Annotated in this window: 17 protein-coding genes and 1 tRNA gene; 8 read left to right on the top strand and 10 right to left on the bottom strand. The window is 69.0% G+C overall.

The features are described 5' to 3' along the window. Positions 1–3 precede the first annotated feature (3 nt). A complete protein-coding gene (gene tadA / locus EII34_RS09870; protein ID WP_124845010.1) occupies positions 4–435 on the top strand; it encodes a tRNA adenosine(34) deaminase TadA in 432 nt (143 codons plus the stop codon). On the opposite strand, the gene EII34_RS09865 is transcribed toward tadA, so the two are convergent. Next, a complete protein-coding gene (locus tag EII34_RS09865) occupies positions 368–1,360 on the bottom strand; it encodes an Abi family protein (protein ID WP_124844990.1) in 993 nt (330 codons plus the stop codon). The genes tadA and EII34_RS09865 overlap by 68 nt on opposite strands. A gap of 287 nt (positions 1,361–1,647) precedes the next feature. Between EII34_RS09865 and EII34_RS09860 the strand changes: the two genes are divergently transcribed. The 4 genes from EII34_RS09860 to EII34_RS09845 are packed head-to-tail and all read left to right on the top strand — an operon-like array spanning position 1,648 to position 5,946. Next, positions 1,648–3,033, top strand: a complete 1,386-nt coding sequence (locus tag EII34_RS09860) for an ABC transporter substrate-binding protein (RefSeq protein ID WP_124844989.1) — start codon at positions 1,648–1,650, stop codon at positions 3,031–3,033. A 1-nt stretch (position 3,034) separates the two neighbouring features. Further along, on the top strand, positions 3,035–3,904 hold the full coding sequence (locus EII34_RS09855; protein ID WP_124844988.1) for a carbohydrate ABC transporter permease: 870 nt from the start codon (positions 3,035–3,037) through the stop codon (positions 3,902–3,904). A gap of 10 nt (positions 3,905–3,914) precedes the next feature. Beyond that, positions 3,915–4,724: a carbohydrate ABC transporter permease gene (locus EII34_RS09850; RefSeq protein WP_124844987.1), complete on the top strand. Its 810-nt coding sequence runs from the start codon at positions 3,915–3,917 to the stop codon at positions 4,722–4,724. Positions 4,725–4,734: 10 nt separating this feature from the next. After that, complete coding sequence (locus EII34_RS09845) at positions 4,735–5,946, top strand: glycoside hydrolase family 32 protein (protein ID WP_124844986.1); 1,212 nt, start codon at positions 4,735–4,737, stop codon at positions 5,944–5,946. Here the strand turns inward: EII34_RS09845 and EII34_RS09840 are convergent. Further along, on the bottom strand, positions 5,868–6,968 hold the full coding sequence (locus EII34_RS09840; RefSeq protein WP_260425116.1) for a LacI family DNA-binding transcriptional regulator: 1,101 nt from the start codon (positions 6,966–6,968) through the stop codon (positions 5,868–5,870). The two genes, EII34_RS09845 and EII34_RS09840, sit on opposite strands and share 79 nt — an antisense overlap. A 67-nt stretch (positions 6,969–7,035) precedes the next feature. Here EII34_RS09840 and EII34_RS09835 point away from each other — a divergent pair, with 67 nt between their 5' ends. Both EII34_RS09835 and EII34_RS09830 read left to right on the top strand, forming a co-directional pair. Then, on the top strand, positions 7,036–7,965 hold the full coding sequence (locus EII34_RS09835; RefSeq protein ID WP_124844985.1) for an ADP-ribosylglycohydrolase family protein: 930 nt from the start codon (positions 7,036–7,038) through the stop codon (positions 7,963–7,965). 5 nt (positions 7,966–7,970) lie between these two features. Continuing rightward, positions 7,971–8,055: transfer RNA gene (locus EII34_RS09830), tRNA-Ser, on the top strand. A 49-nt stretch (positions 8,056–8,104) separates the two neighbouring features. Here EII34_RS09830 and EII34_RS09825 read toward each other — a convergent pair. The 5 genes from EII34_RS09825 to EII34_RS09805 form a co-directional block, all read right to left on the bottom strand. Beyond that, positions 8,105–8,692, bottom strand: a complete 588-nt coding sequence (locus tag EII34_RS09825; RefSeq protein WP_124844984.1) for an LURP-one-related/scramblase family protein — start codon at positions 8,690–8,692, stop codon at positions 8,105–8,107. 30 nt (positions 8,693–8,722) lie between these two features. Continuing rightward, positions 8,723–10,006 carry a Fic family protein gene (locus EII34_RS09820; protein ID WP_124844983.1) on the bottom strand — a complete coding sequence of 428 codons (1,284 nt, stop codon included), beginning with the start codon at positions 10,004–10,006 and terminating at the stop codon, positions 8,723–8,725. 67 nt (positions 10,007–10,073) lie between these two features. Beyond that, a complete protein-coding gene (locus EII34_RS09815) occupies positions 10,074–10,595 on the bottom strand; it encodes a hypothetical protein (protein ID WP_124844982.1) in 522 nt (173 codons plus the stop codon). A gap of 25 nt (positions 10,596–10,620) precedes the next feature. Further along, complete coding sequence (locus EII34_RS09810; protein WP_185711278.1) at positions 10,621–11,163, bottom strand: LytR C-terminal domain-containing protein; 543 nt, start codon at positions 11,161–11,163, stop codon at positions 10,621–10,623. Positions 11,164–11,185: 22 nt separating this feature from the next. Further along, positions 11,186–11,479 carry a type II toxin-antitoxin system VapB family antitoxin gene (locus EII34_RS09805; RefSeq protein ID WP_124844980.1) on the bottom strand — a complete coding sequence of 98 codons (294 nt, stop codon included), beginning with the start codon at positions 11,477–11,479 and terminating at the stop codon, positions 11,186–11,188. Positions 11,480–11,610: 131 nt separating this feature from the next. Between EII34_RS09805 and EII34_RS09800 the strand changes: the two genes are divergently transcribed. Continuing rightward, positions 11,611–13,197 (top strand): helicase HerA-like domain-containing protein, encoded by a 1,587-nt coding sequence (locus EII34_RS09800; protein ID WP_124844979.1) that lies wholly within the window; start codon positions 11,611–11,613, stop codon positions 13,195–13,197. A gap of 4 nt (positions 13,198–13,201) precedes the next feature. Here the strand turns inward: EII34_RS09800 and deoC are convergent, their stop codons facing one another. The 3 genes from deoC to EII34_RS09785 are packed head-to-tail and all read right to left on the bottom strand — an operon-like array spanning position 13,202 to position 16,129. Next, a complete protein-coding gene (gene deoC / locus EII34_RS09795) occupies positions 13,202–13,882 on the bottom strand; it encodes a deoxyribose-phosphate aldolase (protein WP_185711277.1) in 681 nt (226 codons plus the stop codon). Positions 13,883–13,934: 52 nt separating this feature from the next. After that, complete coding sequence (locus EII34_RS09790) at positions 13,935–15,398, bottom strand: HAMP domain-containing sensor histidine kinase (protein ID WP_124844977.1); 1,464 nt, start codon at positions 15,396–15,398, stop codon at positions 13,935–13,937. Beyond that, positions 15,398–16,129, bottom strand: a complete 732-nt coding sequence (locus EII34_RS09785) for a response regulator transcription factor (protein ID WP_124844976.1) — start codon at positions 16,127–16,129, stop codon at positions 15,398–15,400. Before EII34_RS09785 ends, EII34_RS09790 begins: the two co-directional genes overlap by 1 nt. Positions 16,130–16,171 lie beyond the last annotated feature (42 nt).

The following is a 16,171-nucleotide window of genomic DNA, read 5'->3' as shown; positions in this document are numbered from 1 at the left end:
GCGATGCGCGCCGCCCTGGCTGCTGCCCGGGAGGCGGCCGCCCACGGTGACATCCCCGTCGGCGCGGTGGTGCTGGGGCCGGACGGTGAGGTCATCGCCGTCGGCGGAAACGAGCGGGAACTGACCGGTGACCCGACGGCGCACGCCGAGGTCGTGGCACTGCGTCGGGCCGCGGAGGTGCACGGCGAGTGGCGGCTGGTGGACTGCACCCTGGTGGTGACCCTGGAGCCCTGCACGATGTGCGCGGGCGCGGCCGTCGCCTCCCGCATCGGGCACGTCGTCTTCGGGGCCTTCGACGAGAAGGCGGGCGCGGTGGCGTCGCTGTTCGACGTGGTGCGCGACCCGCGCCTCAACCACCGTCCGCGGATCACCTCGGGGGTGCTGGCGAAGGAGTGCGAGAGCCTGCTGCTGGAGTTCTTCGAGGGGCGACGGTAGGGAGGGTCTGCCAGAGTGGCCCACAGTCGTGCTGCCAACGGTGTGGTGCCCCGGTGTGTGTGATGGGGATCGCCGAGATCTTGGGGAAGCAGGCCACGGCGTTTGTGAGCAGGGAGCGGTCGCCAACGGCCAGACAGGTGGACAGGTACTGGATGAGGGTGAGCTGTCCGAAGGTCCGGGACCAGACGTGGGGTCGACCCTCCGCCACGGCTGCAAGATCTTCCGGCAGGAGTTTCGGGAGCTTCGGTTGGAAGCTGTGGACCCGGTTGAACAACCGTCCGTGGTGCGCGCAGATGTTGCGGATGAGGTTGAGGGCTCTGAGCCAACTGGTCAGCTGTGGCGCACTCAACCCGCAGGCCCCGGCGATCTCGTCCTGTGCTGCGGGAGGGGCGAATCTGTACAACTGGGTCAGGCTTCCCCAGTCCAGCAGCTCAACCGCCACCCAGATCGGCAACTGCCCTTCGTACTGCTGTTTGTGGTGTTTGACGAACTCCTCGCGTGAACGATGATCCACGTCGAGCTCGTGGCGCTCGAGCCAGGTCGTGTACTCCTGCTGCTGCGCAGTGGGGCCGAGCAACTGAGGTTTCAGGTGGATACAGGGATCGATTCGTCCCAGTTCATGGCCCAGCAAAGCACGGAGTGCCAACTCGACGGGGGCCAGAGCGGTGAAGGCGGCGGCCCGGAGCCGAGCGTCAAAGTTGTACAGTGCGACCACGTCCTCGAACCGTGTTCCCGGGAGGAATTCATCCAGCCGAGTCCTGCCGGACCGTTTCCGGAACGGGTACCAGTAACCGCTCAGTCGGTAGTAGTTCACTCTGCTGAGAGTGATTGCTGCCCTGCCCCGATCGCCCATGTCCATGCCGCGTTCAGCGAGGAGCTGTACCTGTTCGTGGTAGGTCTTGTGGGCTTTGGGGGCTCGTGTCATGAACGCACCTGGGAAGAATGAGGACCGGCCCTGGGCCCGTGAGGGCGGAACCGGTCGTGGTGATGACAGTCTACACGTTTGCAGGGGCGCGGGGGCCATCTCCGTCTCTGCCCATCCTTGGCAACGACATGGTGAGCACGAACATGCAGGTTGCTTGTTCCCGAAACGTGGCGGGGCGGGTTCAGGTGGTGGGGTGGGTCGGGGAGATCCTCGTGACCCTCTTGACTGATCGAGGTGTGAGGGCGCACACTGGAAGGACCTAAATCGAATTAGGCCGGAGGTCGAAGATGACTCACATCACCCGACGCGGGGTGCTGGCCGGAGCCGTCGGCGCGGGATCGTTCGCGCTCGTCGGCAGCCAGTGGCCCCGCCTGAGCGGCGCGGACATCCCCGGGCGTCACGACGACTCCCTGTCCATCGCCATCCTTGGCACCAACCAGGACGCCCTGGCCCGGCAGTCACTGGTCACCGCGTTCAACGTCCACCACCCCGACATCCCCGTCCGACTCCAGGCCATCCAGGGCACGGACTGGGCCGACTTCTTCGCCAAGATCCTCACCATGGTCGCGGCAGGCACCCCACCCGATGTCTGCGTCGTCGCCACCGAGGGGGCCCAGCTGTTCGCCGAACGCCTGGCCGAGCCCCTCGACGCCTACGTCAACCGCGACGCCGACCAGGTGCAGGACTACTTCGACGACGTCCACCCCAGCCTCATCGAGGCCTTCATGTACAAGGGCTCCCTCTACCAGATGCCCATCGACTTCAACGCCGCGAACATCTACTTCAACACCGCCGCCATGACCCGGGCCGGGATCGAGTACCCCCGCGACGACTGGACCCACGACGACTTCCTCGCCGTCGCCCGGCGGATGAAGCAGGCCAGCCCCGGCAACTTCGTGCCGTTCTACTGGACCAACCGGCTGTGGGGCGGGATCGTCCCCTGGCTCTACGTCAACGACACGAGCTTCCTCACCGAACAGCGATCCCCCGGCGGTGAGTGGCTGTGGAACCGCTTCTACCCCGACCATGCGGGCCAACTCACCGGAGGGTACCTCTGGGAGCGGTCGAACGCCACCGACCCCAGGGTCGAGGAGGCCTTCGAGTTCGTCCGCTCCCTGGTCCAGGAAGGACTCGGCACCAGCCCCGCCCAAGGGGGTGGCGGTGAACTCGTCGGGCAGTTCTCCGGCGGCTCCATCGGCATGACCCCCGCCGGGGGGTTCTGGGTCCAGGGCCTCAGCGAGGCCGGTCTCAGCCCCGACGACTACGACGTCGGCTACTTCCCCGGGTGGCGCAGCCAACGCCACCAGTTCGGCGCCGCCGGCTACGCCATCCTCAAGACCTCGAGACGCAAGGACGAGGCCTGGGAGTGGGTGAAGTTCTGCACCTCACGGGAAGGGATGAAGCTGGCCTTCCCCAGCCCCAACACCACCCCCACCCGACGCTCGATGTGCGACGAGACCCTCTACGGTGAGCTGGGACCGAAGCACTGGAAGGTCTTCTACGACACCCTGGAGGCCCACCCCTGCGCTCCGATCCCGGCCCCGCCGCAGCAGGCAGCCGTCGAGACCGCCCTCATCAAGAACGTCCTCGGGGCGGTCACCGGCACCGCCGCCGCGCTCCCCGCTGCCCTCGCGCGCCTCGACGAGGACCTGACCCGCGCCCTGGAGGTGTGACATGCAGCGCAGACTCCTCATCTGGTTGTTCCTGGCCCCCACCCTCATCGGACTCGGCCTGTTCACCTTCCTGCCGATCCTGGCCTCCATCATCCTGGCCTTCTTCCGGTGGGACATCATCACCGACCCCCAGTTCGTCGGCCTCGGCAACTTCGCCGCCGTCGTGGGCGACCCGACGATCCGCGTGTCCTTCCTCAACACCATCGGCTTCGTCGTCGTCGCCGTCACCCTGCAACTGGCGGTCGCACTGGGACTGGCGGTGCTGGTCAACCAGCGGATGCCGCAGCTGCTGAAGTCGTTCTTCCGCTCGGTGCTGTTCTTCCCGCTGATCCTGTCCGCGGCCTCCGTGTCGATCATCATGAGCTACCTGTTCAACGAGAACTTCGGGCTGGTCAACCACCTGCTCAACATGGTCGGCGTCGGCAACGTGCCGTGGCTGACCTCCCCCGGCGGCGCCATGGTCGTCGTGGTGCTGGTCTACGTGTGGCAGAACTTCGGGTTCTCCTTCCTGCTGTTCCTGGGTGGGCTGGCCTCGATCCCGAAGGAGGTCCACGAGGCCGGGCAGGTCGACGGCGCGAGCAGCTGGCAGCAGTTCTGGCGGATCACCTTCCCGCTGGTCAGCCCGACCACCCTGGTGGCCTCGGTGATGGCGATCATCTCCGCCCTGCAGATCTTCGACCAGCCCTACGTCCTCACCCGGGGCGGGCCCGGCGACTCCACCCGCACCGCCGTGATGGTGATCTACGAGTCCGCCTTCAAACAGCTGGAATTCGGCAAGGCCTCGGCCATCGGGATCATCCTGACCGTGCTCATCATGCTGGTCACGGCCCTGCAGTTCCGCCTGTCCCGTCGTTTCGTGTTCTACGGCTGAGGAGGACCCGATGAAGAAGATCGCAACCCACGTCGTGCTGGCACTGGCCAGCCTGCTGACCCTCGCACCGGTGATCTGGACCGTGCTGTCATCGATGCGTCCCCCCGCGGAGTCCCTGTCCACCGACGGCTCGATCATCCCCTCCAGCCTCGACCTCAGCTCCTACCCTGCGGTGTTCGAGCAGGTGGACATGTGGCTGCTCATCCTCAACTCGGTGCTGGTCACCGGCATCATCGCCGTCGGGCAGATGGTCTCCGCCGCGATGGCCGGATACGTGTTCGCCCGGTTCGAGTTCCGCTCCAAGAACTTGCTGTTCGCGCTGATCCTGGCGACGATGATGGTCCCGATGCAGGTCACCATCGTGCCCGTTTTCATGCTGATCCGGGGCATGAACCTGGCCGACACGCTCCTGGCGCTGATCCTGCCCGCCATCCCGACGGCGTTCGGCACCTTCCTGATGCGGCAGTATTTCCTCGGTCTCCCGGAGGAACTGGGGGAGGCCTCCGAGATCGACGGGGCCGGACCGTGGCGGACCTTCGCGTCGATCTACGCGCCCCTCGCGGCGCCGGGCATGGCCATCGTCGGGATCCTGGCGTTCAACTACCACTGGAACGAGTTCTTCCGCCCCCTGATCCTCACCATCAGCGAACAGAACTTCACCCTGCCGTTGGGTCTGGTGTCGTTGCAGGGCAACATGGGTACCGGGTCGGTGGCCACCGTCCTGGCAGGTGTGGTGATCTCGATGATCCCCGCGTTCTGCGTCTTCGTCTTCGGGCAGCGGACGCTGCGCGAAGGTCTCACCGCGGGATCACACCGCTGAAAGGAGCGCCATGACCGCGCCGACCACGTCCTACCACCTGCGCCCGGAGCGCGGCTGGCTCAACGACCCGAACGGCATGACCTGCATCGACGGGGTGTGGCACGTCTTCTTCCAGCACAACCCCGACGCACCCGTCCACGGGCAGATCGCCTGGGGGCACGCCACCAGCACCGACCTGGCGATGTGGCGGCTCCGCCCCGTCGCGTTCTCCCCGACCCCGTCGGGCCCGGACGCGTTCGGGTGCTGGTCGGGGGTCCACGTGCCCGGGCACGACCGCCCCGCCGTCGCCTACTCCGGGATCGCCACCGACGACGGCCAGTCGACGATCTGCCTGCGGTGGGGCAGCCCCGACCTCATCGACTGGGAGGCTCCCATCGTGGTCGGCCGAACCCCGGATGCGGATGGCGTCGGCATCATGCGGGATCCGTTCGTGTTCGAGTACGAGGGGCGTCAGTTGGCGGTGCTCGGTGCGGGGCTCAGCGACGGCTCCCCCGCGGTGATCCTGTACGACCGCAGTGACGAGCTGGCGTGGCGTTACCTCGGGGTGCTGGTCGCCGATGACCCGGTGCTGCGGGCAGCGGGGTCGGCGGACATCTGGGAGTGCCCGCAGCTGTTCCCGGTGGAGGACCGGTGGGTGCTGGTGGTCTCCCTCCACGACCGGGGGGAGCTGGGGCAGGTCGTCGCGGCCATCGGGGACCTGGAGGCCGACGGTGAAGGCCTGCGGTTCGTCGCCGAGTCGGCCCACGTCCTCGACGACGGCACCGATTTCTACGCCCCCCAGGTGAGCCTGGCCGACGGGGAGCCGCTGCTGATGGGGTGGGTGCGGCAGGAGGGTCAGGACCCGCAGGTGCGCGACCACGCCGGATGCCTGACCCTGCCCCGTCGACTGGCCCTGGTCGACGGGGTGGTCACCAGCCGTCTCGACCGGATGGCGAATGCCGCCCTGACCGGTTCCGTGGTGCCGGTGGAGGCCGGTGAGACGGTGCTGGCGAATCGTCGCTGGCGGGTGATGGTGATGGGGACCGGGGTGCGGATGACGCATCCCAGCCTGGGTGAGGTGGAGCTGGCGCGCGGCGCCCGGCTGTGGGTGGACGGGGCCGTCGTGGAGCTGTACCGGCCCAGCGGAATCGCCGCGACGTGGCGTCACGACGAGCCGTGGACCCTCATGCTGCCCGAGGCGGGTGCTGTCGAGGTGCGACGGGTGGTGCCGATGGTGCCGTGAGGCGGGGCCGTCGACCCCCGGACCACCAGCGGGCACGGCAGGGCCAGGTGCTCCGGGACCTCCGGGACCTCCAGGGCCAGCCGGACGGCCGCCTCACCCATCGCCGCGTGGGGCAGGGCGATGGTGGTCAACGCAGGGACGGTGTGCTCGGCCAGGGCCTCCTGGTCGTCGAAACCGATGACGGAGACGTCGCCCGGCACGTCGAGGCCGAGCCTCGCGGCGGCGAGCAGCGCCCCCGTCGCGACCCGGTCGCACACCGCGAACAGGGCACTCGGGCGATCCTGTGGCGGGACGTCCAGCACGGCCAGGGCGAGGGCGTGACCGTCGTGGATGTCCCACCCCGGCCCCAGGTGTCGTGCCGTCACGCCTCGTGCGGCCGCGGCCTCGCGGAAGGCGTTCCAACGGATCGGGCCGGAGATGTTGCCGCTGCTGGGGGAGTCCGGGTCGGGGTGACTGCCCAGCATGACCACGTCGCGGTGCCCGAGATCGGCCAGGTGCTCCAGGGCGGTGACGGCCCCGCCCGCGTCGTCGGGGTGCACGGAACTCGGGCCGGGCTGCGGGGCGACGCAGTTCGCCAGCACCAGCGGGACGTGTGAGACAGGGGCCTCGGAGAGTTCGGTGAATCCCATGGTGGCGTGGATGACGGCATCCACCTGGCGGTGCTCCAGGGCGGCGATGGCCTCGGCGACCCCCTCGGTGCGGTGACCGAGGTCCATCACGAGCAGCACGTGGTCGACGGCCTCCGCGGCCTCCGTCGCGGCGGCCAGCAGGCGGCCCCCGAAGGGGGAGGAGGCGACGGCGTCGGTGACCAGGCCGATGGAATGGGTGGAGCGCTGTCTCAGGCTGCGCGCCACGTGGTTGGGCCGGTACCCCAGCTCCTTGGCGGCCTTGAGCACGCGCGCGCGGGTGGCGGCGGAGATGTTGCCGGCGTCGTGCCCGTTGAGGACGAAGGAGACGGCCGTGGTGGACACCCCGGCCGCGGCGGCCACGTCGGCGGCGCGCACGCGGGATCGGGGTCTCATGGGTTCATGGCACCAGCCGACCCGGGGGCTGTCAACCCGGCAGACGGCAATGTCGTATCGTGCCCCCATGCACGAGGATCGAATTCTGGGCTGCCTGCTCGGCCTGGCTGCGGGCGATGCGCTCGGTACCACCGTCGAGTTCCAGCCGCGCGGCTCCTTCCCGGAGGTGACGGACATCGTCGGCGGGGGAGTGTTCGACCTCGAGGCCGGGCAGTGGACCGACGACACGTCGATGACGCTGTGCCTGGCGACGAGCCTGGTCGAGATGGGCGGCCACGACCCACGCGACCAGCTGGAGCGGTTCCGCCGCTGGTACCGCGACGGCTACCTCAGCAGCACGGGAAGCTGCTTTGACATCGGGAACCAGACGGTGGCCGCGCTGCTGGACTTCGAGGCGACAGGCGAGCCCTACCGCCCCTATGCCGGGGAGGGCAGCGCCGGGAACGGGTCGCTGATGCGGGTGGCTCCGCTGGTCCTGGCATACTGGCGCGACCCGGCGACGGCGATCCGGCTCTCAGGCGACCACTCCCGCACGACCCATCCCGCCCGGGCCTGCGTCGAGTCCTGCGAGGCCTTCGGCGAGCTGCTGGCCGCTGCGGTGGCGGGGGCGTCGAAACCGGAGCTGTTCGCCCTGGCGATGGCGCGCGCCGAGCAGGTGACCACGCCCCGGCTGGCGGAGATCCTGGCAGGCAGCTTCCGGGGCCGGGACCGTGACGCGATCTCCTCCAGCGGCCACGTGCTGGACAGCCTGGAGGCGGCGCTGTGGGCCTTCGACGCCACCGACGACTTCGCCTCAGCAGTGCGCCTGGCGGTGAACCTCGGCGACGACGCGGACACCGTCGGGGCCATCTGCGGAGCGCTGGCCGGGGCGTTCCACGGCAGCTCCGGGATTCCCGAGCGGTGGCGGAACAGGCTCCACGACGCCCAGCTGATCGAGAAGCTGGGCCTGGCGCTGGCTCGAGGAATTTGGAGCGTCGAAGCCCTCGCGATACCCTAGTCCGCGGTGACGTGTCTGAGCGGCCGAAAGAGCTCGCCTCGAAAGCGAGTGTGGTGCAAGCCACCGTGGGTTCAAATCCCACCGTCACCGCTCATGAACCCCCGGGCGACCGGGGGTCTTCTCGTCTCCTCGGGCAGCCTCAGGTGGAGGAGCTCGACGCCGCGGCGCTGGCCTCCTTCATGCGGATCAGGTCCACGGCCAGCACCGCGCCCAGGATCGCCAGGCGGTGCTGGGGCGGTACCTGTGGGTGGAAGCGCAGCTGGTAGGTGTCGCGTCCCGTCAGCATCTGGAGACAGCCACGGCGCAGCCGGGTGGCATGGGCGATGGAGTGGCCGGAGGGGCTCGAGATCTCGAACTCCCGGTCCCACAGGCTGCCCCTGACCGCCAACGGGGTCCCATCGCTCAACGCGATGCTGATGTGGCGTGAGAACAGGGCGAACTCCTTGCGGAGTCTGGCCAACGGTGCACCGTTGGCGGAGACGACCTCGAAGGTGTCGCGGCCCCAGCTGAACGGGTCGGTGATGTGGGCCAGCACGCGGTTGTGCGCATCCACCAGGGTGAACTCCCGATTCCCGAGCAGGGCACGACGCAGTGCTCCACCGGAACTGACCAGCTGGCCGACGACGCCGCCGTCGTGACCGAGCACGAGGAAGTCACTGCGGAAGAACTGCCGGGTCTGCTGGACCCACAGCACATCCTGGGTGAGGAGGTGGGGAAGGACACTCATGATCCGATGATAGGGACATCAACAGTGCCCTCACGACTCCGACCAGGATGGTGCACGTCGCCATTCGAGGCGGCGACCCCGCTTGTGGCGGACGAGCAGCCCGGCGGTGGTCAGGGAGTCGAGGTCGCTCTGGGCGGTTGGCAGGCTCACACCGTGTGTCGTGGCGTGGGAGGTGACGGTGAACAGGGCGTTCGGGTCGGCCTCCAGCTCGGTGAGGAGCGCCAACTGTCGGTGATTGAAACGATCCTCGAGGTCCTTGAACCGTTGTTCCATGAGGTCCAGTCCGGCAGTGGTCGAGGCCAGCTCCTGTTCCACCAGGGTGAGGGAACGAAGCAGAACATCCAGCTGGAAGAGGAAGAAATACGTCAGGTCCGACTCCAGTTCGGTGTGCAGGTAAGCGCGTCCATAGCGGGCCGGGGTCCGCAACAGCAGTCGGGAGATGGGGGCGAACTCCACGGCATCGAATCCCTGTCGCAGCATCGTCCAGTGGAACAGTGCTCTGGCCAGTCGCCCATTCCCGTCCACGAAGAAGTGGTCGTGACCCACCATGAAATGCACGGCGAAGGCACGCAGCAGAGGCGGCAACCACACCGTTGAGACCCCATTGGTGAATGCGATGAGCTGTTCCATGCGCCCGGGGAGTTCCTCGGCGGGCGGTGGTACGTGGAGATCGTTTCCCTCCAGATCCGCGACGACGACACGGGGCTCTCCCGGTCGCTGCATTCGCCCAGCCGCCGTCGGGTCCTTCAGGGTGCCTGTGGTGAGGGTGCGGTGCAGTTCCAGCAGGAACTCCTCGGTGAGGGGCTGGTCCCGATGCTCCCCGATCATCAGGGCGGCGGCGTAGTTGTTCGCGATCATGCGCTCGCCGTCGGTGCGAGGCCGACGACGTCCACGCAACATGCGCCTGGCGACCTCCCGTGTCGTCGCGGCACCTTCCAACTGGCTGGAGGCGATGGATTCCTCCATCCGCGAATTGATGAGGGCCTGGCGCTGGGTGATGTCGAGGATCGGTGAACTGAGGCGGGCGTTCACCTCGTCGATTCCCTGCAGCAGCGGGTCGGTGGGGCAGTACCGGAAGGGCTGTCCCCGCCGGTCCGAGAGTGGCAGGGGACGGGCGGATGCGTCGCGGGCGAGGCGGGTCACGAACCACCACTCGGTCACGGAGAGCCCGGTCGGAGCGCGGCGACGTCGGAACTCGTCCCACGGCAGGTACCGATCCTCCCGGTGGGCCAACGGGAGGAGGTCCGGCAGCTGTGACTGCAGGCGTTGGAGAGCATCCGGGGAGAACTCCGGGGGCGGAACAGGGATGCGCACCCGGTCAGTTTAACTCCAAATTTGGAGAAAACTTGGAGTTCAGTTGGAGTTGGTTCGCCGACGAGGGTCACGGCGTGTTGCGAATGATGAACTTGACCTGCTCGGAACGGAGCAGGACCAGCGCGACCACCGCACCCAGGATGGCCCGCCGCCGCGTCGTGGGAGTTCGGTCCCAGAAACTCACCCGCCTCGCCAGGGGATCCAGGTGCTTTCGGCCCGGGGCCCGACGCCGGGAGACATGGGCGAGCAGCGTCTCGTCGTCGAAGAACTCGTTCTCGTCGCCGAGGTTCCGCACCCTCACGTCGAGTTCGTCACCGTCGCCCAGGGTGAGGGTGAGGCGGCCGGACTCGTCGGTCAGCGTGGCCAGCAGGTCATCCTCCGGCAGCACCAACTCGTAGGTGTGACCCCAGCCGGCGTTGCGGACGAGCCGGAACCACGGCCGATCCCCCCGCCCCGTGACGGCGAACTCGTTCGGCCACAGATCCTCATCGGGCCAGGCGGTCGCGACGGGGCGCTGCGCGTCGTCGAAGAACTCGAACCTGCCGTCCAGCAGCAGCTCACACCACACGACCTCAGGGATGGGTTCCATGCCCCGAGGCTACGTCCGGAGGGGGTCAGCTCTGCGTGGCCTCAGGCGCCGGTCCGGAGGGCAGGTCCGTCGGGGACGGCGACGGGGCCAGACAGATCGTGCCCGCGCTCACCGGGACCTCGGTCAGTGGTGAGGCGGCCTGGCCGGGGAAGTTGTTGCCCACCAGGATGTCGACGGTGCCGTCGATGCGGGCGTCGTTCTCGATCACGGCGTCGTTGAAATGGCTGCCGACCAGCGTGGCGGCGTCCGCGTTGTTGCTGCCGCTGCGGATGATGACGACCTTGTCGATCCGCTCCTCGGTGTTGCTGATCTTGTCCACCCGGAAACCGGCCTCGATCAGGGCCTCACCGATGCGGTTGGCCAGACCGACCGTCTGCCCCCCGTTGATGACCCGCACCGTCACCTGGTTCGGGGTGAGGAGTTCGGTGGTGTGGGTCACGCACGGCGTCGGCTCCGGCTCCGGCAGGGGTGCTGTGAGGTTGCGCCACCCCCAGAACGCGCCCCACACCAGCAGGGCGAGCAGGCCGAGCAGAAGGAACGGGGTGGCGATCAGGCGGAAGATGCGCAACGTTGTCTCACTCGGTTCAGGCTCAGTCCAGTTCGAGCACTCGGGCATGCATGGTCTGGCGTTGCTGCAACGCAGCGCGCAGCGCACGGTGGAGGCCGTCCTCCAGGTACAGCTCACCCTGCCACGACACGACGTGGGCGAACAGATCGCCGTAGAAGGTGGAGTCCTCCTCCAGCAGTGCGTCCAGGTCCAGGGTGCGTTTCGTGGTCACCAGTTCGTCCAACCGCACCTGGTGGGGTGCGATCGCGGCCCACTGCCGCTGGGCGTACCCATGGTCCGGGTAGGGGCGGGAGTCGCCGACGCGCTTGAAGATCACCCGGCCAGTGTAGCGAGCGTGGCAGGCTCCGGCACCGTCGCCCGCAGCTGAACCGTCCCCTGCCGACGGCGAACCGTCGAGCGTTCGCGATTCGTGCCGGTTCCCGCGAGGAAGATGGCAGTCTTGTACCTGTGAGTGAAGAACTTGTGGCAACCATCCAGAGCGGATACGGATTCGACGCCGAGGCCGTGCAGCTGGGAGTGCTCCTCAGCGACGAGCCGCGCGTGGACGCCCCCATCCGCATCCCGTTGGCGATGTTCAACCGGCACGGACTCGTCGCCGGGGCCACCGGCACCGGCAAGACCAAGACGCTGCAACTCATGGCCGAGGCCCTCAGCAAGGCCGGGGTGCCGGTCTTCGCCGCCGACATCAAGGGCGACCTGTCCGGCATGGCCTCCCCCGGGGTGGAGAGCGAGAAGCTGCGCGCCCGCGTCGAGGCACAGGGCCAGCCGTGGACCCCACAGGCCCGGCCGTGCGAATTCCTGGCCCTCGGCGGCCAGGGCAACGGTGTGCCCGTCCGCGCCACGGTCAGCTCCTTCGGGCCCATCCTGCTGTCGAAGGTGCTGGGTCTGGGCGATGTCCAGGAGTCGTCGCTGGGACTGGTGTTCTACTACGCCGACAAGAAGGGGCTGCCCCTGCTCGACCTGAAGGACCTCGTCGCGGTCCTGAAGTTCCTCACCTCCGACGAGGGCAAGGAGGAACTGAAGGAGATCGGCGGGGTCTCCGCGGCCACCGTCGGGGTGATCCTGCGCAACCTCGTCACCCTGTCGGAGCAGGGCGGGGACGTGTTCTTCGGGGAGCCCGAGTTCGAGCCGACCGAGCTGCTGCGCACCACCGCCGACGGTCAGGGCGTGGTGACGCTGCTGGAACTGCCTGACCTGGCGTCGCGCCCGGCGATGTTCTCCACCTTCCTGATGTGGCTGCTGGCCGACCTGTACTCGTCGCTGCCCGAGGTCGGGGACGCCGACAAGCCGAAGCTGGTGTTCTTCTTCGACGAGGCGCACCTGCTGTTCAACGGGGCGTCGAAGGCCTTCATGGACTCGATCACGCAGACCGTCCGGCTGATCCGTTCCAAGGGCGTGGGGGTGTTCTTCGTCACCCAGACCCCGAAGGACGTGCCCGAGGAGGTGCTGGCGCAGCTCGGGTCCCGCGTGCAGCACCAGCTGCGCGCCCACACCCCCAACGACGCGAAGGCGCTCAAGCAGACCGTCTCCACCTACCCGAAGTCCGGCTACGACCTGGAGGAGGTGCTGCAGGGGCTCGGCATCGGCGAGGCCATCGTCACCGTGATGAACCCGAAGGGTGCCCCCACCCCCGTCGCCTGGACCCGGCTGTGGGCCCCGGAGACGCTCATGGATCCCACCCCCACCGAGCAGCTGCAGGCCGCCGTGGCCGCCTCACCGCTGATGGAACGCTACGGCACACCCGTGGATCGCGACTCGGCCTACGAGATGCTCGCCCGGAAGCTGGAGGAGGGGGCCAGGGCCGCCGAGGAGGAACGACTCGCCGCTGAGGCCGAGGCCGCGACGACGAAGCAGGACAGCCGCGCCTCGTCGGGGCCGTCGACCCGCTCCGGTGGGGTCGGCAACTCCGTGGCGCGGGAGGCCGGGAAGGCCGTCGGGCAGGTGGCCCGGCGCGGACTCATGCAGTTCGTGCGCACCGCGACCCGGGAGATCATCCGGGGCCTGTTCGGCACCGGACGCCGTCGCCGCCGCTGAGGACTCAGTGGTCGCCCTCGGCGGGGGCGCCCTCGAGGATCGCACGGCTGGCGGACAGACCCAGACGGGTCGCCCCGGCCTCGACCATCGCCTGCGCCGTCGCCCAGTCACGGATGCCGCCGGAGGCCTTGACCCCCAGGCGGCCGCCGACGGTCTGCGCCATCAGCCTCACCGCGTGCACCGTCGCGCCACCCTTGGGGTGGAACCCCGTGGAGGTCTTCACGAAGTCCGCCCCCGCCTCCTCGGCAGCCTGACACGCGGCGACGAGCTCGTCGTCGGTGAGTGCCGCCGACTCGACGATGACCTTCAGCACCCCCGTCGTGGCCTCCCGCACCGCGGCGATCTCCTCGCGGACCCGCTCCGGCTGCCCGGCCTTGAGCAGCCCGATGTTGATCACCATGTCGATCTCATCGGCGCCCAGCCGCGACGACTCGGCGGCCTCCGCGGCCTTCGCGGCCGGGGTGTGGTTGCCGGAGGGGAACCCGCACACGGTGGCGACCTTCACCTCACCCAGGTCGTCGGTGATCGGCAGCATCGACGGTGACACGCACACCGAGTACGTCCCCAGCTCGCGGGCCTCGGCGACGAGCGCCGAGACCTCGGCCGGGGTCGCGTCGGTGCGCAGCAGGGTGTGGTCGATGAGATGGGCGAGCTGTTCGCGGGAGATGTCCATGGGGCTGAGCATAGACCCCGATCACGTGGGCACGAACCGCCGTTCAGGGGGGCGGAGGGGCGATTCATGCCTGGGGCGGGGTAGGCAGGGGGGCCGAGGGCGTCGAGAGGACGCCGCTCAGCGGGACCAACGGCAGCCGCACCGTGAACGCGGTGCGCCCCGGCCGGGACTCGACCTCCACCTCCCCGCCGAAACTGCGCACCACCGCCTGCACGATGGACAACCCCAACCCCGTCGACCGGGCCGGTGAGTGGGCCCGGGCGGTGTCGGCCCGGCTGAACCGTTCGAAGATGTGGGGCAGCACCTCGGGGGCGATGCCCGGACCGTCGTCGGCGACCACCAGGTGCACGGCCTCGTCCCGCACCGCCACGCCGGTGGTCACCGTCGTGCCCGCCGGGGTGTGGATCCGGGCGTTCGACAACAGGTTGAGCACCACCTGGTGCAGCCGATCCGCATCGGCCGAGACCTCGACGCCCTCCTCGGGCAGCTCCAGCCGCCAGACGTGGTCGGGGCCGGCGACCCGGGCGTCGCTCACCGCGTCCAGCACCACCGCGACGACATCCACCGGCTGCGGCTCGACGGGGGCGTCGGCGTCGAGCCGCGCCAGCAGCAGCAGATCCTCCACGAGTTTCGTCAGGCGTCTGGACTCCGCGTCGATGCGTCCCAGCGCGAACGACGTGTCCTGCTCCCCGGGGCGTCCCGCCAGCTCCGAGTAGCCCCGGATCGCGGCCAGCGGGTTGCGCAGCTCGTGGGAGGCGTCGGCGACGAACCGGCGCAGTTTGGTCTCCGAGGCCTGCCGGGCCTCCAGGGCGCTGCGGACGTTGCCGAGCATCCGGTTGAACGAGTCCGTCAACCGCGCCACCTCGTGACCGGGCGCCAGGTCGGGGGAGGGGACGGGGGTCGGGACCTGCACCTCGCCACGCCCCAGCTCCAGGCGGGAGACGGCATGGGCGGTGCAGCTCAGGGCCCGGAGCGGCCGGGTCGCGGCATCGGCGACGGCCCGCGTCGCGACCGCCGCGATGACGACGGAGACCACGCCGAGCCCCGCCGCCAGCAGGGTCAGCCGCAGCAGCGTCGCATCGACGACCTCCAGCGGCACCGCCACCACCACGCGCTCCCCGCTGCCCATGCGGGAACTCACCCGGTACTGGCCCATCCCGGGCACCGTGACGGTGTGGTTCCCACCATCCGGTGCGATGGTGACGAGGGAGAGGTAGGCCTCCGCCGTCAACGGCTCGTAGGACCCCTCCGCGATGCGGGTGCCGAGCGCCGTGCCGTCGTCGGCCCGGATCGCGACGACGGTGCCGGGAGGCATGCCCGGGACCGCGATCCCGGGAGCGTGGTTGTCCCTCGGCTCCGCCGGACCGCGACGCTGCAACACCTTCGCGTTGTCGAGCTGGGCGTCGACCTGCCCGTAGAGCAGGCTCCTGGCCGCGACGAGGGTGCCGACGGAGATGAGCAGCGCCAGGACGGCCACCACGACGGTGACGTGACGGCGCAGCTGCGCGGACAGCGACCCGGCCTGCATCACGACCCCGCAGGTCTCAGCACGTACCCGGCGCCACGCATGGTGTGGATCATCGGCTCCCTGCCCGCGTCGATCTTCTTGCGCAGGTAGGAGATGTAGAGCTCGACGACGTTCGCCTGCCCGCCGAAGTCGTAGTTCCACACCCGGTCCAGGATCTGGGCCTTCGACAGCACCCGGCGGGGGTTGCGCATGAGGTAGCGCAGGAGTTCGAACTCGGTGGCGGTGAGGGTGATGCCCTCCCCGGCGCGTGTCACCTCACGGGACTCCTCGTCGAGGATGAGGTCTCCGACGACGAGCTGCGTGTCGGGCTGGACGGTCGTCGCCCCGGAACGACGCAGCAGCCCCCTCAACCGCGCGATGACCTCCTCGAGGGAGAAGGGTTTGGTGACGTAGTCGTCGCCACCCGCGGTCAGTCCGGCGATCCGGTCGCTCACCCCGTCCTTCGCGGTGAGGAAGATCACGGGCACCTCCGGCTGCTCGGTGCGGATGCGCCGCATCACCTCGAGGCCGTCGAAGTCGGGCAGCATCATGTCCAGCACGATGGCGTCGGGGTTGGTCTCGCGCGCCACCTTGACGGCCTCGGTGCCGCTCGCGGCGGTGTGGACGTCCCAGCCCTCGTAGCGCATGGCCATCGCCAGCAGCTCGGTCAGGCTCGGTTCGTCATCGACGGTGAGGATGCGCAGGGGGGTGCCGTCGGGACGGGCCAGCGGGGCGGGAGGAACGGATGCCATGGGACCACTGTGTCACCATCGGGTGGTCCTTGACCATGAATC

Origin of the sequence: Arachnia propionica, assembly GCF_003859805.1 — a bacterium.
GTDB classification, from domain to species: Bacteria; Actinomycetota; Actinomycetes; order Propionibacteriales; family Propionibacteriaceae; genus Arachnia; species Arachnia propionica_C.
This window is presented reverse-complemented; position numbering and strand designations above follow the sequence as displayed.